At 62.4% G+C, this 20,979-nt stretch carries 17 protein-coding genes, 2 tRNA genes and 1 pseudogene; 9 read left to right on the forward strand and 11 right to left on the reverse strand.

Features of this window, described 5'->3' with window-relative positions:
- Window positions 1–72 precede the first annotated feature (72 nt).
- From ACI2KG_RS14005 to mgtE, 3 genes and pseudogenes are all read left to right on the forward strand, one after another.
- Window positions 73–149, forward strand: a tRNA-Arg gene (locus tag ACI2KG_RS14005).
- Window positions 150–377: 228 nt separating this feature from the next.
- Window positions 378–782, forward strand: a pseudogene (locus ACI2KG_RS14010) (group II intron maturase-specific domain-containing protein); the annotation flags it as partial.
- Window positions 783–1,327: 545 nt separating this feature from the next.
- Entirely contained in the window at window positions 1,328–2,770 is a 1,443-nt protein-coding gene (mgtE, locus tag ACI2KG_RS14015; RefSeq protein ID WP_201205542.1) for a magnesium transporter, read from the forward strand.
- 215 nt (window positions 2,771–2,985) lie between these two features.
- On the opposite strand, the gene ACI2KG_RS14020 is transcribed toward mgtE, so the two are convergent.
- A complete protein-coding gene (locus ACI2KG_RS14020; protein WP_027915923.1) occupies window positions 2,986–3,312 on the reverse strand; it encodes an Arc family DNA-binding protein in 327 nt (108 codons plus the stop codon).
- Window positions 3,313–3,657: 345 nt separating this feature from the next.
- Between ACI2KG_RS14020 and phnN the strand changes: the two genes are divergently transcribed.
- The gene (gene phnN / locus ACI2KG_RS14025) at window positions 3,658–4,251 is read left to right on the forward strand and encodes a phosphonate metabolism protein/1,5-bisphosphokinase (PRPP-forming) PhnN (protein ID WP_404662304.1); all 594 of its coding nucleotides are present in this window, start codon (window positions 3,658–3,660) and stop codon (window positions 4,249–4,251) included.
- A 111-nt stretch (window positions 4,252–4,362) separates the two neighbouring features.
- Window positions 4,363–4,439 (forward strand) — tRNA-Arg (locus tag ACI2KG_RS14030).
- A 36-nt stretch (window positions 4,440–4,475) separates the two neighbouring features.
- Here the strand turns inward: ACI2KG_RS14030 and ACI2KG_RS14035 are convergent.
- From ACI2KG_RS14035 to ACI2KG_RS14060, 6 genes are all read right to left on the reverse strand, one after another.
- Window positions 4,476–5,843: an amino acid permease gene (locus tag ACI2KG_RS14035; protein ID WP_404662305.1), complete on the reverse strand. Its 1,368-nt coding sequence runs from the start codon at window positions 5,841–5,843 to the stop codon at window positions 4,476–4,478.
- Window positions 5,844–6,055: 212 nt separating this feature from the next.
- Window positions 6,056–6,382, reverse strand: a complete 327-nt coding sequence (locus tag ACI2KG_RS14040; RefSeq protein ID WP_400613723.1) for an AzlD domain-containing protein — start codon at window positions 6,380–6,382, stop codon at window positions 6,056–6,058.
- Window positions 6,379–7,113 carry an AzlC family ABC transporter permease gene (locus ACI2KG_RS14045; RefSeq protein ID WP_404662306.1) on the reverse strand — a complete coding sequence of 245 codons (735 nt, stop codon included), beginning with the start codon at window positions 7,111–7,113 and terminating at the stop codon, window positions 6,379–6,381. Before ACI2KG_RS14045 ends, ACI2KG_RS14040 begins: the two co-directional genes overlap by 4 nt.
- A gap of 371 nt (window positions 7,114–7,484) precedes the next feature.
- On the reverse strand, window positions 7,485–8,429 hold the full coding sequence (locus ACI2KG_RS14050; RefSeq protein ID WP_400613730.1) for a dihydrodipicolinate synthase family protein: 945 nt from the start codon (window positions 8,427–8,429) through the stop codon (window positions 7,485–7,487).
- 34 nt (window positions 8,430–8,463) lie between these two features.
- The gene (gene abaF / locus ACI2KG_RS14055) at window positions 8,464–9,837 is read right to left on the reverse strand and encodes a fosfomycin efflux MFS transporter AbaF (RefSeq protein ID WP_404662307.1); all 1,374 of its coding nucleotides are present in this window, start codon (window positions 9,835–9,837) and stop codon (window positions 8,464–8,466) included.
- Between the two features lie 298 nt (window positions 9,838–10,135).
- A complete protein-coding gene (locus tag ACI2KG_RS14060; protein ID WP_400614147.1) occupies window positions 10,136–10,756 on the reverse strand; it encodes a GntR family transcriptional regulator in 621 nt (206 codons plus the stop codon).
- 271 nt (window positions 10,757–11,027) lie between these two features.
- On the opposite strand from ACI2KG_RS14060, the gene ACI2KG_RS14065 reads away from it, so the two are divergent.
- Window positions 11,028–12,026 (forward strand): diguanylate cyclase, encoded by a 999-nt coding sequence (locus tag ACI2KG_RS14065; protein ID WP_404662308.1) that lies wholly within the window; start codon window positions 11,028–11,030, stop codon window positions 12,024–12,026.
- Between the two features lie 232 nt (window positions 12,027–12,258).
- On the opposite strand, the gene lpdA is transcribed toward ACI2KG_RS14065, so the two are convergent.
- Genes lpdA through ACI2KG_RS14085 form a run of 4 tightly spaced genes read right to left on the reverse strand, consistent with a single transcriptional unit; the run spans window position 12,259 to window position 17,205 of the window.
- On the reverse strand, window positions 12,259–13,638 hold the full coding sequence (gene lpdA / locus ACI2KG_RS14070) for a dihydrolipoyl dehydrogenase (protein ID WP_404662309.1): 1,380 nt from the start codon (window positions 13,636–13,638) through the stop codon (window positions 12,259–12,261).
- A 2-nt stretch (window positions 13,639–13,640) separates the two neighbouring features.
- Window positions 13,641–14,912: a dihydrolipoamide acetyltransferase family protein gene (locus ACI2KG_RS14075; protein ID WP_404662310.1), complete on the reverse strand. Its 1,272-nt coding sequence runs from the start codon at window positions 14,910–14,912 to the stop codon at window positions 13,641–13,643.
- Entirely contained in the window at window positions 14,913–15,971 is a 1,059-nt protein-coding gene (locus ACI2KG_RS14080) for an alpha-ketoacid dehydrogenase subunit beta (RefSeq protein ID WP_012273542.1), read from the reverse strand.
- A gap of 1 nt (window position 15,972) precedes the next feature.
- Window positions 15,973–17,205 (reverse strand): 3-methyl-2-oxobutanoate dehydrogenase (2-methylpropanoyl-transferring) subunit alpha, encoded by a 1,233-nt coding sequence (locus ACI2KG_RS14085; RefSeq protein WP_110743639.1) that lies wholly within the window; start codon window positions 17,203–17,205, stop codon window positions 15,973–15,975.
- 199 nt (window positions 17,206–17,404) lie between these two features.
- On the opposite strand from ACI2KG_RS14085, the gene bkdR reads away from it, so the two are divergent.
- From bkdR to ACI2KG_RS14100, 3 genes are all read left to right on the forward strand, one after another.
- The gene (gene bkdR / locus ACI2KG_RS14090) at window positions 17,405–17,890 is read left to right on the forward strand and encodes a Bkd operon transcriptional regulator BkdR (RefSeq protein WP_003254485.1); all 486 of its coding nucleotides are present in this window, start codon (window positions 17,405–17,407) and stop codon (window positions 17,888–17,890) included.
- Between the two features lie 274 nt (window positions 17,891–18,164).
- Window positions 18,165–19,406 (forward strand): glutamine synthetase family protein, encoded by a 1,242-nt coding sequence (locus ACI2KG_RS14095; RefSeq protein WP_404662313.1) that lies wholly within the window; start codon window positions 18,165–18,167, stop codon window positions 19,404–19,406.
- A 128-nt stretch (window positions 19,407–19,534) separates the two neighbouring features.
- Complete coding sequence (locus tag ACI2KG_RS14100; protein WP_404662311.1) at window positions 19,535–20,875, forward strand: MFS transporter; 1,341 nt, start codon at window positions 19,535–19,537, stop codon at window positions 20,873–20,875.
- Window positions 20,876–20,979 lie beyond the last annotated feature (104 nt).

A 20,979-nucleotide genomic window follows, 5' to 3' on the forward strand; every position in this document is an offset into this window, starting at 1 on the left:
CTTTTTGAAGTGGCTCTGCTTGCAAGGCTATTTCAGTCAACCAGTGGTAACCTGGTCTAAAACTACCACCACGGACTCATAGCTCAGCTGGATAGAGTACTCGGCTACGAACCGAGCGGTCGCAGGTTCGAATCCTGCTGAGTCCGCCATACCCCGTCAAAAAGCCCGCTCATTCAATTGAGCGGGCTTTTTGTTGTGCGCCAGGCATGGCGCGTTGCGCGTTAGCGCAACCCGTTTGGTTGTGGTGGCCGAGCGGGTGACTTGGAGGTGAAAGTCCTCTACACACCCGGCAAGGGGAAGTGTTAGCCAGAGGCAAGAGTGTCGCGGGCGACTGCGAATCTGAAGGAAGCCCGAGGCAAAAGCTGGCCTGACGAACGAGTTTAAGTCGCATACGTGACCGGCTGAGAGAATTGCTGCGCGGTGCGCGGGGTCGCAAGATGACCAACGTCATCGAGTGGATAAACCCTGTGCTGCGAGGCTGGGCAGGCTACTTTCAGCTCAGCCAAAGCAAGCGGCCGCTCGAAGAGCTGGATAGTTGGCTCAGGCATAAACTTCGCTGTGCCATCTGGCGCCAATGGAAGCAGCCCTCCACGAGGGCTCACAACCTGATGCGTTTGGGTCTAGGCGAGGAGCGAGCCTGCAAATCAGCCTCCAACGGCCGGGGCCCATGGTGGAACTCCGGGGCGTCACATATGAATCAGGCGCTGCCGAAGAAAATATGGGATCGACTTGGGCTGGTCTCGATACTGGATACGATCAACCGGCTTAGCCGCATAGCTTGAACCGCCGTGTACGGAACCGTACGCACGGTGGTGTGAGAGGGCGGCGGGTGTGAACCCGCCTCCTACTCGATTTTCAGCGGCACAGAATTGTTGGCCGTGTCGATCTAAGCTCTCCAGTAGGTGAGGCGTTTGCCCTTGGGGCCGCTGTGCGGCCCAATCGCGACACAAGGCCGCTCCTACAGAAGTACGCGTTCCCTTGTAGGAGCGGCCTTGCGTCGCGAAAGGGCAGCAAAGCAGCCCCAAAATCGCCCAGGCGCCACTAACACATCCAGGCACACATCAAATGTGCTTTAACTGCCAGAGCCATCGTCGCACTGTTAGCTTCACGCGGTGTCCTAGCTTTATCGCGCAAACGATTGTTCTAGCCGAAAATTTAAGCGATCTGACAGCTTTAGCAGTGTATGATTGCGCCCGTCAGCCCCGCCGGGGCTTGTGGAAAACCACCATGGACTTACCCAGTAGTTACTCGCTAACACGATTCATACAGATTGATCTGACCGATTGATTCTCCCGGCGTGCTCCGCTGCTGGGAGTGGAGTTCGCCTATGACTGAAGTAGAAGTAAAAAAAGCGCAAGACAGCCTGCAGGATCGCCTGGCTCAGGTGATCGAACTGCTGCAACGCCAGCGCGTGGTCGAAGACCTGACCCACCGCCAGGAGGGCGCGCACAACGACCTGGTCGAAAACCTGGTCCACCGGCAGAACCTCGTCGAGCTGCAACGCAAGCTCGATGACCTGCACCCCGCCGACATCGCCTACATCCTCGAAGCCTTGCCGCTGGAAGACCGCCTGACGGTCTGGCAGCTGGTGCGCTCGGATCGCGATGGCGACATCCTGCTCGAAGTGTCCGACTCGGTTCGCCAATCCCTGATCGCCGACATGGACGATCACGAGCTGCTCGCCGCCGCCAAGGAAATGGACGCCGACGAACTGGCCGACCTTGCCCCTGAGCTGCCGCGTGACGTTGTTCACGAGCTGATGGAAACCCTTGATGCCCAGCAGCGCGAGCGCGTGCGTTCGGCACTGAGCTATGACGAGGAGCAGGTCGGTGCACTGATGGACTTCGAGATGGTCACCATCCGCGAAGACGTCAGCCTGGAAGTGGTGTTGCGCTACCTGCGCCGCCTGAAAGAACTGCCCAACCACACCGACAAGCTGTTCGTGGTCGATTATGACGGCATCCTCAAAGGGGTGCTGCCGATCAAGCGCCTGCTGGTCAACGACCCGGAGAAGAAGGTGGCGGAAGTCATGGCCACCGACCCTGTGTCCTTCCAGCCCGAGGAAGATGCCTACGACGCGGCGCAAGCGTTTGAACGTTACGACCTGGTATCGGCACCGGTAGTCGACAAGGCCGAGCGCCTGATTGGCCGCCTGACCATTGACGAGATGGTCGACCTGATTCGTGAAGAGAGCGAGAGCGAAGTGCTCAACATGGCCGGTCTGCGCGAGGAAGAAGACATCTTCGCCTCGGTCTGGCGCTCGTTCCGCAACCGCTGGGCGTGGTTGGCGATCAACCTTATTACTGCCTTCCTTGCGTCGCGGGTGATCGGCGTGTTCGAGGGTTCGATTGAGAAGCTGGTGGCGTTGGCTGCACTGATGCCGATCGTGGCGGGGATTGGTGGTAACTCGGGTAACCAGACCATCACCATGATCGTTCGCGCCATGGCGCTGGACCAGGTGTCGCCGGGCAATACCAGCCGCTTGATGCGCAAGGAGCTGGCAGTGTCACTGATCAACGGCCTTGTCTGGGGCGGGGTGATTGGTGCGGTGGCGTTCTGGCTGTACGGCAGTTGGTCTTTGGGCGTGGTGATGACCGCGGCGATGACTTTGAACCTGTTGCTGGCGGCGCTGATGGGCGTGCTCATCCCGATGACCCTGGCCCGCCTGGGGCGCGACCCGGCGATGGGTGCGAGTGTGATGATCACTGCCGTGACCGACAGTGGCGGCTTCTTTATCTTCCTGGGGCTGGCTACGTTGTTCCTGCTGTAGACGGGCCAAGGCTTGCGCGATCCCCTGTAGGAGCGGCCTTGCGTCGCGATGGGGCGCGCAGCGGCCCCAAAATTTCAGCTTCGCCGCAGAAAACGCCGGGTCCGCTATGCGGCCCATCGCGACACAAGGCCGCTCCTACAAATGGATCGCGTGTCCTGCAAGCACCCATAAAAAAAGCCAGCTTACGCTGGCTTTTTTTGTGTCCGCTGCAACCCTCAGGAAGCGTCGGCGGCCATTTCCACATCGTGAGCGATGAGGGCGACCAGGGCGTTCTGCTGGCGGTGGGACAGTTGGCGGAAGCGCTGCAACAGCTCGCGCTCATGCAGGGAAAGCTCCGGGCTGTCCAGGCGCATGCTCAGCTCTTCACCCAGCGCGCCTTCCTGGATAAGGCTCTGCTCCAGGCGCGCGATGATCTCGGAGTTCATGCTGCGGTGATGGTTGCGCGCTACCTCGGCAATGCGCTCACGCATCCCGTCTGGCAGGCGGACGACGAACTTGTCAGCGGTGCGGCTCGAATAAATAGCCTGTTTCATTGGGCGCATATAAATTGACCAGATTTTGGTTCAGGGGAAGCGGTTCTCAAATTGGCCGCACGGGGTGGAAATACGACCGTGGCGACGACAAAATGTTCAACCGTCTGTGAAAAATGGATGCTCATCTTGCCTCATGGTCGCCGTTTCCTTGGCGTCAATTCTGTGACAAATAGTGAGCCGGATAAAGGCTTTGTGCCAGTACCAATTATCAGAAATGAGTACTGGTTTGAAAAGTTTTACATGCTCCGGCTTACCTGACCGTCAGACTTTTGCCGTCAAAAACGGGTAAAACGCAGCAAAAGACATGGAAAACCCCTAGAATGCGCCGGTTTCCCTCCATAGAGCATAGTGGCTATGCAACATGACGCAAGCGACCGCCGATCAGGGACAGGGCGGCTGATATTTCTGATAGGACCGTCGGGGTCAGGGAAAGATTCCCTGATCGACGCTTCGCGTGAACAACTCGCGGCGGCCGGTGTAGAAATTGCCCGTCGGGTCATTACCCGTTCGGCCGAAGCCAAGGGCGAAGCCGCCCACGGTGTCAGCGCCGAGCAGTTTGCGACGCTGCTTGCGCAAGGGGCGTTTGCCATGCACTGGCAGGCCAACGGCCTGGACTACGGCATTCCGCTTCAGGTAGACCAATGGCTGCAGGCGGGCAGGGCGGTGCTGGTGAATGGCTCGCGGGCTTACCTGGCGCAGGCGCGTCGGCGTTATCCGCATTTATTGGCAGTGTTGGTCGAGGTCAGGCCCGAGGTGCTGCGTCAGCGCTTGCTGGCCCGTGGCCGGGAAAGCGCCGAAGAAGTCGAGCAGCGGCTGGCCCGCAACGCAGGCCTGCAGACCACAACCGACCCGTCGGTGCATGTGCTGGACAACTCCGCTGGCCTTGAGGTTGCTGTCGCAGGCTTGTTTACACTGCTGCGAAAAGAGGGTGTGTTGCCGCGGGCCTGACAGCGCCAGAAAAGGATTACGCGAAAAAGCCCGGTGCAGACATGACAAACGCCAGTAGGCTGGTTAACATGCTTGCCGTCCCGCTGTGCAGCGCTCGCTGCCGGTGCTTGCGTCTCAGTAGCTCAATTGGATAGAGCATCCCCCTCCTAAGGGGAAGGTTGCAGGTTCAATTCCTGCCTGGGACGCCATTTCCTCTCCTTCCAGTGCTCGTCAGTTTCCCCGCATTACTGGGTCGCCATCTTCACAGCCATGCGCTGACGCATCACAAAATACCCCGCCACCACCAGCAGTACCGTCAGCACCGTGAACCAGAACTGGAAGCGCGACGCTGGCTCGAACGCCTGGGTGCCGATCACCGTCAGCAAGGCGAACAGTGCCACGAGGTTGGCATACGGGAACAGCCAGGCGCGGAAGGCGTTCGGGTCGACCGCTTCATGGCGGGTTTTCCAGCGCATGGCCACGTGGGCGACGATGATGAATATCCATACCACCATCACCAGGCTGCCGGTGCTCTTGGCCAGGGTCATGAACAGGTCGCCGCCACTGATGAAGTGCACGGTCAGGATCATGGTGCAAATCGACAGGCTGAGCAGCAGGGCATTGATCGGCACACCCTTGGCACTGGTACGCGAGAACAGCTTGGGCGCGTGCCCGCGCTGGCTCAGCGAGAACAACATGCGCGAGTTGGAGAACATGAACGAGTTCATCACCGACATGAACGAGACGAACAGCACCAGCTTCATCGCCACCGCAGCACCGCCAAAGCCCGCCAGGCTGAACAGCGATACGTAGGGCGAGGCCAGGTTGGCCTTGTCGGTCCATGGCAGGCAAAGAATCAGGATCGACACCGAGCCGACGTAGAACAGCATCACCCGCAAGATCACGCTCTTGATTGCGCGAATCACGTTTTGCCGCGGGTTCTCCGACTCGCCTGCGGCGACGGCGGCAATTTCGCTGCCGCCCAGCGAGAAGATCACCACGATAACGCCGGCCATTACCGGTGACAGGCCATTGGGCATGAAGCCGTCATGGGCGGTGAGGTTGACCAGGCCGGGGGAGGGAATGTCGCTGTGCAGGCCGAGCAGGATCGAGATGCCCAGCAGCATGAAGATCAGGATGGTGGCGACCTTCATCGCGGCTAGCCAATATTCCACCTCGGCAAACGAGCGCACCGAGTAGGCATTGCTGGCCATCAGCGTCACCAGCATGAGGAAGGCGCCTGCCCAGATCGGCAGCCATGGCAGGAAGTCATGCAGGATGGCACCCAGCAGCACCGCTTCCAGGGTGATGGTCATCATCGACTTGAACCAGTACAGCCAACCGACCGCAAACCCCGCCCAGTCGCCGAGGTAGGTGTTGGCGTAGGTCGAGAACGAACCGGCATCGGGGTTGCGGCAGGCCATTTCGCCCAGCATGAACATGACCAGGGTCACCACCAGGCCACCGATGAAGTACGACAGGATCGCTGCAGGCCCTGCCGAGGCGATCAGTGAGCCAGAGCCCATGAACAGCCCCGCACCGATTACCCCGCCCAGTGCGATCATGGTGATATGCCGTTGCTTCAGGCTTTGCTTCAAACCGTTGGAATGCATTTCCTTGTCCTCTCTTATTATTGGGGGGATCCGACAGCGTCCCCCAACGCAGGCATCGTCATGCGCCTGCGTCCACACGCGGCAGCCTTTTACAGGCAATAGCTATCAGCCTGCCACCATGGACAATAAGGCCAAGGACCTCAAACGAATTCTGTGCACAACATCCTGCCGATTTTTCCTGAGGATTGCGGCTATGCCCGCTTGCGCAACCGTCACGCTGCCCAGTGTTTCAACGCCCACAACACCCCCATCCCCACCACCAGCGTCAGCAGCGTACTACGCGTGCGCCACGCCACCAGCGCGGCCAGCACCGCCGCCGGGATCTGCGGGTTCATCCAGTCAAACCCGGCATGCCTGTCGGGGAACACCACTGCCGGCAATACCAGTGCTGCCAGTACGCTGGCCGGCACATACGCCAGCGCACGGCGAAACAGCGGGGGGATGCGCAACACCGTGTGCAGTTCGATGAACGACAGGCGGATGGCAAAGGTACCCAGGCCGATCAGGGCGAAGGTTATCCATTGGGTCGTTTCGCTCATGATGCTTCCTGCTCGGTGTTAACGTCAGGCATTGCCTGCGGTTTCTTCCGGCTCTCGATGGCCAGCCCGGCAATGATGCCGCCCAGCGCGCCAGTCAGCAGGCCGAGGTTGTAGGGCAGGTCGGCAGCCAGCACGGCGAGCACGCCACCGGTCAATGCCGCGCCAAGCGTGGGCGCATTGCGAATGCCGGGTATCAACAGGGCCAGGAACGACAAGGGGATGGCAAAGCCCAGCGACCAGTCTTCGGGGATGCTGGCGCCCAGGTACATACCCGCCAGCACCGAGAGGTTCCAGCCAAAGAACATAGTGATGGCGGTACCGGCATAATAAGGATAGGCATGCTGGCCGAGCCCGCCCGAACCTGCCTTCAGCGTGCACAAGGCAAACGACTGGTCAGACAACATGTAGGCCATCGGCCATTTTTGCCGGCGAGGTAGCTGACCCAGGTGCGGGGCCAGGCTGGCGCTGTACATCAGGAAGCGCAGGTTGATCACCAGCGCGGTCACCACCATGGTCACCGGCAGTGCGGCGTTCTGCATCAACTGCATGACCACCATCTGCGCCGACCCGGAGTAGAACAGCAACGTCATGCCGATGGCATCGGCCGGCGACAGGCCCATGCCGATGGCAGTGACACCGGTAATCAGGCCGAAGGGCACGATGCCGGAGGTCAGGGGCAGGGCGCTATGAACACCTTGCCTGAATGCATGGGGCCCGCTTGGAGAGAGCATTTGAGTTCCTTGAAAATGTGCAATGACGCACGTTAGGTAGCTTCACGGTACTGCGCGTGACAGTTGGCTACAACCTCAGATTCGCGCCGGTGGCGTGTGCGGTGCCGCTGGGCATGACCATCGTCGCCTGACGGCTGCCGGGGGCAAAGGGCAACCAGGTGGTGGCTGCGGTGGAAGAGGCGGTGGTGCATCTGGCTTGACCTGCTGACACCCCCGAACAATTGACGCGTTCCCTGTAGGAGCGGCCTTGTGTCGCGATCGGGCTGCGCAGCAGCCCCAGGTTTTCAGCGCAGTTGCACAAATTGCTGGGGCTGCTGCGCAGCCCGATCGCGACACAAGGCCGCTCCTACAAGGGCCGCGCAGGGCTTAAGTCAGGCCAGGTTCTGCTCAGCCGACCAACTGGCATACCAGCTGCGGAACAGCCCGTACTGCTGCTCGGCATAGTTGCGCTGGGCATCGGTCAGTGCGTCGGTCTCGTTGAAGTGCAGGCTGTACTCGCTGTCACCGTTGAGCACCATCAGGTGCTTGTAGTACAGCACCAGGTCGCAGCCTTCATCGAACGACGACAACACCGCCAGCGCCGCTTCCAGCTCGCGCGCCAGGCGGCGGGCACGGGCGTCGCCCTTGGCGGCCTGCTTGCTCAGGCTCACCAGTTGCAGCACTTCGCGTGGCAGGGCGTTGCCGATGCCGGTGATGGCGCCGGTGGCGTTGCAGTTGACGAAGCCATGCACCACCTGGGTGTCGACGCCGACCATCAGGGTCACGTCATCGTCCTTTGAGGTGATGTGCTCGGCGGCGTAGCGCAGGTCGGCGCCACCGCCGAACTCCTTGAAGCCGATCAGGTTAGGGAACGCGCTGCGCAGTTCGAAGAACAGGTCGGCGCGGGTGGCAAAGCCGTAGTAGGGGCTGTTGTAGATCACCGCCGGCAGCTTCGGCGCGGCAGCGAGAATGGCCGAGAAGTGGTGCTTCTGGGCGATCAGCGAGGCGCCACGGCTGAGCACCCGGGGGATGACCATCAGGCCGGCGGCGCCAACCTTGGCGGCGTGGGCGGCATGCGAAACGGCTTCACGGGTATTCACCGCGCCCGTGCCGACGATGGTCGGGATGCCGGCGGCGACCAAGCGCGCCACGCCTTCCTGGCGCTCGGCCTCGGTCAGCAGCGGCCAGTCGCCCATCGAGCCGCAGTACACCACGGCGCTCATGCCGGCCTCGATCAGCTCGCGGCCCTTGCGCACCAGGGCGTCGAAGTCCGGCTTGCGCTCGGCGGTGCACGGGGTCATCAGGGCGGGCATGGTGCCGGAAAAAATATTGCTCATGTTCATTACCTCGGGATTTATTATTGTGGGTTGCTTAGCGGCCGGCGTTGCGGGCCGCGGATTCTTCGTCAACCGCGCGCAGCGACTTGCCGCGGGTTTCCTTGGCGACCGCCACGGCCACGATCGAGATGGCCGCCGCTGCTACCAGGTACCAGGCGATGGGGGTGGAGCTGTTGTATTCCTTGAGCAAGGTCACGGCGATCAGCGGCGCCAGCGAGCCGGCCAGGATCGGCGCGACCTGGTAGCACAGCGACAGTGCGGTATAGCGCACGTGGGTAGGGAACAGTTCGGCCATCAGCGCGGAGTAGGGCGCGTAGGTCATCGACTCGATGGCAAGGCCCAGGGTGATTGCCGCCATGATCAGCCAGTCATTGCCGGTGTCCATCATCGGGAAGCCGACAAAACCCCAGAACGCAGTGAGCACCGCGCCAATCAGGTACACCGGCTTGCGGCCGATGATGTCCGACAGGTAGCCCATGGCCGGGATCATGAAGAAGTGCAGCAGGTGGGCGCCGAACATCAGCAGCAGGATCTGCGAAGTGTCTTTATGCACCACCAGTTTCAGGTAGGTGATGGAGAAGGTGACGACGGTGTAGTAGAGGATGTTTTCGGCAAAGCGTGCGCCAATGCCGATCAGCACTTCGCGCCAGTATCGGGTGACCACTTCCACCACGCCCAGCTGCTGGCTTTCCAGCTTCTGCTGCTTGGCCTGGGCCTCCTTGAAGATGGGGGCATCGTCAACCCGGGTGCGAATCCAGTAGCCGATCAGCACCACCACTGCCGAGAACCAGAACGCCACACGCCAGCCCCAGTCAAGGAACTGTGCCTCGCTCAGGTTGGACGACAGCAGCAGCAGGATGATGGTGGCGATCAGGTTGCCGGCCGGTACCCCCGCTTGTGGCCAGCTGGCCCAGAAGCCGCGGCGGTTGTCCGGGCTGTGTTCGGACACCAGCAGCACCGCGCCGCCCCATTCGCCACCGAAGGCAAAGCCCTGGATCAGCCGCAGCACCACCAGCAGGATGGGCGCGGCGTAGCCGATGCGTTCGAAGGTGGGCAGGCAGCCCATCAGAAAGGTGGTTATCCCCACCACGATCAGGCTGATCTGCAACAGGTGCTTGCGGCCGACTTTGTCGCCGTAATGGCCGAACACCAGGCCACCGATGGGGCGGGCCAGGAAGCCCACGGCATAGAGGGCAAAGGCGGCGATGATGCCGTCCATGGCACTGCCGGTCTGGCGGAAGAACAACTGGCCAAAAACCAGTGCCGAGGCGGTGCCGTACAGGAAGAACTCGTACCACTCGGCGACTGCGCCGGCCATGGCCGCAGCTACCACACGCTTGATGCCCGCAGGGGCTTTGTCTGCTGCTTTTGCGACATTCACCGATGCCGCCGAAGAGGGTGTGGCCATGGTTTTGCACTCCGATACGTAATTATTGGAAGAAGGAGTAGGCAGAGCGGGGCTGGCAAAACCGGCGCCGCTGATTCCTTATATGGTATTTCGTATACGATATCTAGATAAGCAAAAACGAAGCCAGTGATGGGTGTTCGGGCTGGCTATTCGGTGAAATGGGGGATTTTGGGGCCGCTTTGCGGCCCATCGCGACACAAGGCCGCTCCTACAGGGGGATCGCAACAAGATCTTGAGGGCGCGATCCGTTGTAGGAGCGGCCTTGTGTCGCGATCGGGGCGCACAGCGCCCCCAGTGCCTAATTGTGGGGCAAGTGCTCGTACAGGCTCTGGCACACCCCATTGATGTGTTCTTCGATCAACCGCGCCGCCAGCTCCACATCGCGTGCACGGCACGCAGCCACGATGTCACGGTGCTCGTGGTCGGCGCGCAACTTGCCCGCCGACAGGCTCATCTGCATGCGCAGGTAGCGTTCCACCTTGTCGTGGATCGAACGGATCAGACCGAGCAGGTAAGGCCGTCGCGCAGGTTCATAAAGGCAGGCATGCAGCGCCCAGTTGAGGTCGGCCCAGCGGCCAACATCGTCTTCACCGACAAACTCTGCGCAAATGGCTTCGGCACAGGCAAAGTGCTGTTCGGTCATGTTGGGGATCGCCAGGCGAATCGCCTTCACTTCCAGCAACACCCGAACTTCGAACATCTGCGCCAGCTCCGGCTCCGAAATACGGGTAACCAGCGCGCCACGGTTGCGGTGGAAGTCCACCAGGCCTTCCGCCTCCAGGCGTTTCAGGGCTTCGCGTACCGGAATCTTGCTGACGTTGAAGGCCTGTGCCACTTCGTCCTGGCGCACCGGTTCGCCTTCGGCGAGCTGGCCCGAGATGATTGCCTCGCGCAGGTGCTTGGCAATGATTTCCGACATCGAGGGCGTTGCACCCAGGTTGGTGGCTTTGAAAGACGGCAGCGGCACGTGAAATTCCAGCGATAGGCAATACGGATATCTTATACGAAACGCCTGGGCAGCCCAGACGCATTTAAAAAATGAACACTAGGGCGCTGGAGCTATTCCGGTCGTGACACGGGGGGCATATGCTTGCCCCGTCAGAGGCATGATCTTGCCGCCTGCGGCTAATTACACATTGTCGGCAGCCCCTTGATGGGAGCGCAGTTGCTGGGCATCAGGGAGAGCGTCCGTGAATCAGGAAACCAGGCCGGCCCCAGCCGGCTTCAGTGAACAGCAGTTGCACACCTTGTTCGAATTGATCAGCGATGGCATCTGGGACTGGAATGCCAACACCGGCTACGTCTACCGCAACCCCGGCTGGTACGCCATGCTCGGCTACTCCAGCCACTCCATGGCCAATTCGGTCTTCACCTGGGAGAGTGTCATTCACCCTGAAGACTACCCACGGGTGATGGCGCATTTCGAGGCCTACATCGGCCAGCGCAACGAGCGCTACCGCATCGAATACCGTTGCCGCTGCCAGGACGGCAGTTACCTGTGGATCGAAGACAGCGGCCGCATCATTGCCTATAACGAAGACGGGTCGGTGGCGCGCATGCTTGGCGCCCACCGCAATATCGACCCGGGCAAGCGCCTGGTTGCGCAACTGGAACGTAAAAACCAGTGCCTGGAAAGCCAGGTGGCCGAACGCACGCGCGAGCTGTCCTGGGTGAACCAGCAGTTGCAGCGGCAGCTGGACGAAAACCGTGAACTGGCCGAACGTGACGCGTTGACCCGTATCGCCAACCGTTACCGCCTGGAGAAGGTGTTGCAGCTGGAATGCCAGCGCGCCCAGCGTTTCCGTCAGCCGTTGTCGCTGATTGCCATGGACATGGATGATTTCAAGCCGATCAACGACCGCTATGGCCATGCCCGTGGCGATGCGGCGCTGGTGCGGGTGGCGGAAAATCTGCGTAGCTGCCTGCGTGAGCTGGACCTGCTGGCGCGTTGGGGCGGTGACGAGTTTGTGATCGTGCTGCCGCAGACCACCTTGGGCGAGGCGCTGGATGTCGCTGGGCGCCTGCGCCAGGTGATCGAGCAGCTGGAGCCGGTGGGTGAATGCCGGCTGACCATGAGCTACGGCGTGGTGCAACGGGAAGAGGGGGAGGATCAGCATGTACTGCTGGGGCGGGCTGACAAAGCGCTGTACCGGGCCAAGGGCAATGGCAAGAACGTCATAGCCGAGTAGTCAGCCTGGTGCAGATCACCTGTAGGAGCGGCCTTGTGTCGCGATAGGGCTGCAAAGCAGCCCCGGCAATTTGTGCATTTGCGCTGAAACCCTGGGGCTGCTTCGCAGCCCTATCGCGACACAAGGCCGCTCCTACAGGGGGCCGCGCAGGCAGCCGGGTCAGTACAGGCATAAAAAAGGCCCGCTGCGCCTCACGGCGCAGCGGGCCAAATCGGCCTTGGCCGCTTCAGTGTCAGATATGCAGGGCGTGCCCCAATGCACGCAGTGCCGCTTCCTGTACCGCTTCACCCAGCGTCGGGTGGGCATGGATGGTACCGGCCACGTCCTCCAGGCACGCGCCCATCTCCAGCGACTGGGCAAACGCCGTGGACAGCTCGGAAACCGCCACGCCAACCGCTTGCCAACCCACGATCAGGTGGTTGTCCCGGCGCGCTACCACACGTACGAAACCGCTTTTCGCTTCCAGGCTCATGGCCCGGCCGTTGGCGGCGAACGGGAACTGCGCAACGATGCAGTCCAGGCCTTGCTGGTTGGCCTGCTCCGGGGTCTTGCCGACCACCACTACTTCCGGGTCGGTGAAGCACACCGCAGCAATCGCAGCCGGCTCGAAGCGTCGGCTTTTGCCGGCGATGATTTCGGCTACCATCTCGCCCTGGGCCATGGCCCGGTGCGCCAGCATCGGCTCGCCGGCTACGTCGCCAATGGCCCAGACGTTGTGCATGCTGGTCTGGCAGCGCTCGTCGATGGCAATGGCCGCGCCGTTCATCTTCAGGTCCAGGCATTCCAGGTTGAAACCTTTGGTGCGTGGGCGGCGGCCGACGGCCACCAGTACCTGGTCGGCCTCCACGCGCAGTTGCCCCCCCTTGCCATCATTGGCCAGCAGGCAGCCATTTTCGTATCCCTCGACGCTATGGCCCAGGTGCACGGCGATGCCCAGCTTCTCCAGCGACTCGGCCACCGGCGCGGTCAGCTCGCTGTCGTAGGTCGGCAAGATGCGCTCACGCGCTTCCACCACGCTGACCTGCGCGCCCAGCTTGCGGTAGGCGATGCCCAGCTCCAGGCCGATATAGCCACCGCCGACCACCACCAGGTGTTGCGGCAGTGCTTTCGGTGCCAGGGCTTCGGTCGAGGAAATCACCGGCCCGCCCAGCGGCAGCATCGGCAATTCGACGCTGCTGGAGCCCGTGGCCAGCAACAGGTGTTCGCACTGGATACGCTGGCCATCGACCTCGACCTGCTTGCCATCGAGCACCTTGGCCCAACCGTGCACCACTTTCACCCCATGCTTTTTCAGCAGGGCCGCAACACCGGTGGTCAGGCGGTCGACAATGCCGTCCTTCCACACCACGCTCTGGCCAATGTCCAGGCGCGGCGAAGCCACACTGATGCCCAGCGGCGAGGGTTCGGTAAAGCGCGAAGCCTGGTGGAACTGCTCGGCCACGTGGATCAGCGCCTTGGACGGGATGCAGCCGATGTTCAGGCAGGTGCCACCCAGTGCCTGGCCTTCCACCAGCACGGTTGGAATGCCCAGTTGCCCGGCGCGAATGGCAGCCACGTAGCCGCCAGGGCCGCCGCCGATGATCAGCAGGGTAGTCTGGATAGTCTGTTGCATGCTCACTCCACGAACAGGCAGGCGGGTTGTTCGAGCAGGCCACGCACGGCCTGGATGAACAGTGCGGCGTCCATGCCATCGACCACACGGTGGTCGAACGAACTGGACAGGTTCATCATCTTGCGCACGACGATCTGGCCGTCGATCACCACCGGCCGTTCGACCATGCGGTTGACGCCGACGATTGCCACTTCCGGGGTGTTGACCACCGGTGTGCTGACGATCCCGCCCAGTGCGCCAAGGCTGGTCAGGGTGATGGTCGAACCAGACAGCTCTTCGCGGCCGGCCTTGTTGTTGCGCGCTGCAAAGGCCAGGCGCGAGATTTCGCCAGCGTTGCTCCACAGGCTGCCGGCTTCGGCATGGCGCAGCACCGGTACCATCAGGCCGTTGTCACCTTGGGTGGCGATGCCCACATGCACCGCGCCATGGCGGGTGATGATTTGCGCTTCGTCGTCATAGGTGGCGTTGATCTGCGGGAAGTCACGCAAAGCCACCACCAGTGCGCGCACCAGGAACGGCAGCAGGGTCAGCTTGCCACGGCTGTCGCCATGCTTGCTGTTGAGTTGCTGGCGCAAGGCTTCCAGGGCGGTGACGTCGATTTCTTCCACGTAGCTGAAGTGCGCAACGCGGCGCTTGGCGTCCTGCATGCGCTGGGCGATCTTGCGGCGCAGGCCGATGACCGGCACCTGCTGGCTGTCGGTGCGCTTGGCATAGCCATTCGAAGCCTGGCCGCCACTGCCTTGCGGCTTGCTCATGAAGGCGTCGAGGTCTTCGTGCAGGATGCGCCCGGCCGGGCCGCTGCCATGCACGTAACGCAGTTCGATACCGGCATCCAGGGCGCGCTTGCGCACGGCGGGCGAGGCCAGTGGCTTGTCGCCCGGCTGGCGTGGCACGATCGGGGCTGCCTCGTGGTTGGCAGGCGCCTGGTACGCAGCGGGTTTAACGTCCTGCTGTGGCGCTGGCTTGGCCGCCACAGGGGCAGCAGGGGCCTCGACCGGTTTGGCCGTTGGCACATCCACATGGTTGCCGCTGCCTTCTACTTGGATGCGAATCAGCTCGCTGCCGACCGCCATCACTTCACCCGGCTGGCCACCCAGGGCCAAAACCTTGCCGCTGACCGGCGAAGGGATTTCCACAGTGGCCTTGTCGGTCATGACGTCGGCCACCACCTGGTCCTCGGCGATGATGTCGCCGACCTTGACGAACCATTCCACCAACTCGACCTGCGCGATGCCTTCGCCAATGTCCGGCATCTTGATGACGTGCGTGCCCATTCAGACCTCCATGACCTTTTTCAGTGCCGCACCTACCCGCGAAGGCCCTGGGAAGTAAGCCCATTCCTGTGCGTGAGGGTAGGGTGTGTCCCAACCGGTGACGCGCTCGATCGGCGCCTCCAGGTGGTGGAAGCAGTGTTCCTGCACCAGCGACACCAGTTCGGCACCGAAGCCGCATGTACGGGTGGCCTCGTGCACCACCACGCAGCGGCCGGTCTTTTTCACCGACTCGACGATGGTGTCCAGGTCCAGCGGCCACAGGCTGCGCAGGTCGATCACTTCGGCGTCGACGCCGCTTTCTTCGGCGGCCACCTGGGCCACATACACGGTGGTGCCGTAGGTCAGCACGGTCACGTCATTGCCTGGGCGGGTAATGGCGGCCTTGTCCAGCGGTACGGTGTAGTAGCCGTCGGGCACGGCACTGTGCGGGTGCTTCGACCACGGGGTTACCGGGCGGTCGTGGTGGCCGTCGAAGGGGCCGTTGTACAGGCGCTTGGGCTCAAGGAAGATCACCGGGTCGTCGCATTCGATCGAGGCAATCAGCAGGCCTTTGGCGTCATACGGGTTGGACGGCATGACCGTGCGCAGGCCGCACACCTGGGTGAACATCGCTTCCGGGCTCTGGCTGTGGGTCTGGCCGCCATAGATGCCGCCGCCGCAAGGCATGCGCAGGGTCAGCGGGGCGATGAACTCGCCGGCCGAACGGTAACGCAGGCGCGCCATCTCGGAAACGATCTGGTCGGAAGCCGGGTAGAAGTAGTCGGCGAACTGGATTTCCACCACCGGGCGCAGGCCATAGGCGCCCATGCCCACGGCGGTGCCGACGATGCCGCTCTCTGAGATCGGGGCGTCGAACACACGCGACTTGCCGTACTTGGTCTGCAGGCCCTCGGTGCAGCGGAACACGCCGCCGAAGTAACCGACGTCCTGGCCGTACACCACTACATTGTCGTCGCGCTCAAGCATGACATCCATGGCCGAGCGCAGGGCCTGGATCATGGTCATGGTGGTGGTGGCCATGGCGGTTTCCGGGTTGATGCTGTTGTTGTGGTCGTTCATCTCAAACCCCCAGTTCCTGGCGTTGACGGCGCAGGTGGTCGGGCATTTCCTTGTACACGTCCTCGAACATCGAGGCGGCGCTCGGGATGTGACCATTGGCCAGGGTGCCGTACTGTTCGGCTTCCTTCTGCGCGGCGATGACCGCGGCTTCGAACTCCGCCGTGGTGGCCTGGTGTTCTTCCTCGGACCAGTGGCCGATCTTGATCAGGTGCTGCTTCAGGCGGGCGATCGGGTCGCCCAGCGGGAAGTGGCTCCAGTCATCGGCGGGGCGGTACTTGGACGGGTCGTCGGAGGTCGAGTGCGGCCCGGCACGGTAGGTGACCCACTCGATCAGGCTTGGGCCAAGCCCACGGCGGGCGCGCTCGGCGGCCCAGCGCGAGGCGGCGTACACAGCGACGAAGTCGTTGCCGTCAACCCGCAGCGAGGCAATGCCGCAACCCACGCCACGGCCGGCGAAGGTCGTCGACTCGCCACCGGCAATGGCCTGGAAGGTCGAAATCGCCCATTGGTTGTTGACCACGTTGAGGATCACCGGGGCGCGGTACACGTGGGCGAAGGTGAGGGCGGTGTGGAAGTCCGACTCGGCGGTGGCGCCGTCGCCGATCCACGCCGAGGCAATCTTGGTATCGCCCTTGATCGCAGACGCCATGGCCCAGCCGACGGCCTGCACGAACTGGGTCGCCAGGTTGCCGCTGATGGTGAAGAAGCCGGCCTCGCGTACCGAGTACATGATCGGCAACTGGCGGCCCTTGAGCGGGTCGCGCTCGTTGGACAGCAGCTGGCAAATCATTTCGACCAGCGACACGTCGCGGGCCATCAGGATGCTTTGCTGGCGGTAGGTCGGGAAGCACATGTCAGTGCGGTTCAGCGCCAGTGCCTGGCCGCTGCCGATGGCTTCTTCGCCCAGGCTCTGCATGTAGAAGGACATTTTCTTCTGGCGCTGGGCAACCACCATGCGGCTGTCGAAGATCCGCGTCTTGAGCATGGCGCGCATGCCCTGGCGGAGAATTTGCGGGTCGATGTCTTCGGCCCACGGGCCTTGCGCGTTGCCTTGCTCATCGAGCACGCGGACCAGGCTGTAGGACAGGTCGGCGGTGTCGGCAGCATCGACATCGACCGGGGGTTTACGGGCTTGACCTGCGTCGTTCAGGCGCAGGTAGGAGAAATCGGTCTGGCAGCCTGGCCGGCCGGTGGGCTCGGGCACATGCAAACGCAGGGGGGCGTACTCGTTCATGCTTTTTACGCTCGCTCGGGGTATTTGTTTTTGTGAGCTCTGAAGCGGCCGCCGCTGAGTACCGGCTTGTGACTGGTAAGTCAGCGTCCCCTACATCTTAGTGGCCCGGCAGGAGAATTTTTCTCTCAAGTTGATTGCCTTTGTCGTACGGGGCAGATAAACATTCCGCATAAACATAAAAAACCGGTGATTTTGTCTCATGCGCAAACTTGATCGTACCGATATAGGCATTCTCAACAGCCTGCAGGAGAACGCCCGCATCACCAACGCCGAGCTGGCACGCTCGGTAAACCTGTCGCCCACGCCCTGCTTCAACCGGGTGCGGGCCATGGAGGAACTGGGGGTGATCCGCCAGCAAGTGACCTTGCTGTCGCCCGAAGTGCTGGGGCTGGATGTGAATGTGTTCATCCATGTCAGCCTGGAGAAGCAGGTCGAGCAGTCACTGCACCGTTTTGAGGAAGAGATTGCCGAACGGCCCGAAGTGATGGAGTGCTACCTGATGACCGGCGACCCGGATTACCTGCTGCGGGTACTGCTGCCGAGCATCCAGGCGCTGGAGCGCTTTCTCGATTACCTGACGCGGTTGCCGGGGGTGGCCAATATACGGTCGAGCTTTGCTTTGAAGCAGGTGCGCTACAAGACCGCCTTGCCGCTGCCGGCCAATGGCATGACCTTGCGGGAATAGCTGTCTCCTGTAGCGGCGTCTTCGCGGGTAAACCCGCTCCTACAGGGACCGCGCAGGTTTCGAATGTTGTGCTGTACGTGTAGGCGCGGGTTTACCCGCGAAGAGGCCAGCACAGGCGCTAACCAGGCTGCTTGATATTTTAAACACCCCCAGCCTATGTTGTTGTCAGCCTCCAACAACAAGGACAAGCGTCATGAGCACCGCTCAGCTCCAGGGCATCGATGAAATCGAATGCGTCACCCCCGACCTCAATGGCGTCCCGCGCGGCAAGGTGATGACCGCAGAAGGTTTCCTCGAAGGCCGCCGCCTGCAGATGGCCCGGGGTGTACTGCTGCAATGCATCATGGGCGGCTACCCGCCAGCGAAGTTCTACGGCAGCGACGACGGCGACCTGGCACTGGTGGCCGAGCCCAGCCAGGTCCATCGCCTGCCCTGGAGCAGTGACGGCCGCGCCCTGGCCATTTGCGATGCCAATGAGCTGGATGGCCGGCCATCCGCGCTATCCACCCGTGGCCAGCTCAAGGCGGTGATCGCCCGCTATGCAGCGCTAGGCCTGGCGCCGGTGGTGGCGACCGAGCTGGAGTTCTTCGTTTTTGCCGCCAACAGCGACCCGCTGCAGCCGTTCCAGCCACCGCTGGGTATCGACGGCCGCCGCGAGCAGGGCCATTCGGCATTCAGTGTCAGCTCCAACAACGGCCTGCGCCCGTTCTTTAACGAGGTCTATACGTGCATGGCCGCGCTGGGCCTGCCGCGCGATACCTTCATGCACGAAATGGGCGTCAGCCAGTTCGAGATCAACTTGCTGCACGGCGACCCGCTGCTGCTGGCCGACCAGACCTTCCTGTTCAAGCACCTGCTCAAGGAAGTGGCGCTCAAGCACGGGCTGACCGTGGTGTGCATGGCCAAGCCGCTGGCACACACGCCCGGCAGCTCCATGCACATTCACCAGAGCCTGGTGGACGTGGCCAGCGGCCGCAACGTGTTCAGTGATGAGCAAGGCTTGGCGGCCGACACCTTCCACCACTTCATTGGCGGTTTGCAGGCGTGCCTGGCCGACTTCACTGCGTTGTTCGCGCCCAACGTCAACTCCTACCAGCGCCTGTGCCACCCCTATGCCTCACCGAACAACGCCTGCTGGTCCGAGGACAACCGCGCCGCCGGCCTGCGCATTCCGGCCAGTGCAGCGGTGGCGCGGCGGGTGGAAAACCGCCTGCCCGGCGCCGATGCCAACCCGTACCTGGCCATCGCTGCCAGCCTGGCAGCCGGGCTGCACGGCATTGAACAGCGCCTGCAGCCGTCGCCGGCCATTCAGGGCGAGTTCCAAGTGCCCGAGCACCTGAGCCTGCCGTGCACCTTGCATGCAGCGCTGGAGCGGCTCAAGCGAAGTGCGCTGGCGCGGGAACTGTTCGGCAGCGAGTTCATCGAAGGCTACATCGCCAGCAAGACCCTGGAGCTGACCGATTTCTTCGATGAGATCACCCCATGGGAGCGCCGGGTGCTGGCGGCACAGGCCTGATCGCGACACGACCTGCACCGGACACGCCCCCGTAGCGGCAAATCGCTTCAGGGGGCCTGCGCCAGGCAAATTTTGCCCTTATGCTGCTAGCACCCCCGCCACCTGACCAAGGGAGCTTCACGGGACCTATGCGAAATATATGGAAGCCGTTTCAGTCGTTGTATTTCGCCGCGCTGATGATGTTGATCGGTTCGGGCCTGCTCAGTACCTACCTGGCCCTGCGCCTGGCCGCCGACCATGTCGACAGCCTGTGGATTGGTGCGCTGATGGCCGCCAACTACTTTGGCCTGGCGCTGGGCGGCAAGGTCGGCCACCGGTTGATCGGTCGGGTTGGGCACATACGCGCTTATGCCACCTGCGCCGGCATCGTCGGCGCTGCGGTGCTCGGCCATGGCCTGACCAGCTGGCTACCGGCCTGGGTCGGGCTGCGCATGATCGTCGGCCTGGGCATGATGTGCCAGTACATGGTCATTGAAAGCTGGCTCAACGAGCAGGCCGATGTGAAGCACCGTGGCGCGGTGTTCAGCGGCTATATGATTGCCTCGTACCTGGGCCTGGTGCTTGGCCAGCTGATCCTGGTGGTGCACCCGCAGCTCGGCCCGGAACTGCTGATGCTGGTCGCCATGTGCTTCGCCCTGTGCCTGGTGCCGGTGGCGATGACCCGGCGCATTCACCCGGCGCCGTTGCGCCCGGCACCGATGGAACCGAAGTTCTTCATCAAGCGCGTGCCGCAGTCGCTCAGCACGGTGCTGGGCTCGGGGCTGATCGTTGGCTCATTCTACGGCCTGGCGCCTTTGTATGCCTCCAGCCAGGGCATGAGCACCGAGCAGATCGGTCTGTTCATGGGTAGCTGTATTTTTGCCGGCTTGCTGGTGCAGTGGCCGCTGGGCTGGCTGTCGGACCGCTATGACCGCGCGGTGCTGATCCGCAGCGTGGCGGTAGGCCTGGCGCTGGCGGCTGCGCCGCTGGCGATCCTGCCCAGCGTGCCGCTGGAATTGCTGTTCGGCATCGGCTTCCTGATTTCCTTGCTGCAGTTCTGCCTGTACCCGCTGGCGGTGGCGTTTTCCAACGACCATGTGGAAAGCGAGCGGCGGGTGTCGTTGACCGCGATGTTGCTGGTGACCTATGGCGTGGGTGCCTGTATCGGGCCATTGGCGGCTGGCGTGCTGATGAAGGTGCTGGGGCCGCAGATGCTGTATGCCTTCTTTGTGTTCTTTGCGCTGGTGCTGGTGTGGCGCATCCGACCGAAAGCGGTTACCGGCCTGCACCAGGTGCAGGACGCCCCGTTGGGCCACGTGGCAATGCCGGCGGCCGGCTCGCCGTTGTCGGCAGCGCTGGACCCGCGGGTGGATGAGCAGACCGTGCAGGATGTAATGCAGGCACCGGTGGCGGCGGAGGATACCGAGGCGGAAGAGAAAGGGGCCGAGCAACAGGCGCCCGAAGCGGAAGAGGTGAGCAAGTCCGTGTAAGCCTCTGCCGGCCTCTTCGCGGGTAAACCCGCTCTCATAGAACAAACTCTAACTTATTGATTTGGTGAAACTTGTGGGAGCGGGCTTGTCCCGCGAACACCGGC

Origin of the sequence: Pseudomonas sp. NPDC089407 (genome assembly GCF_044900445.1) — a bacterium.
Lineage (GTDB): Bacteria > Pseudomonadota > Gammaproteobacteria > Pseudomonadales > Pseudomonadaceae > Aquipseudomonas.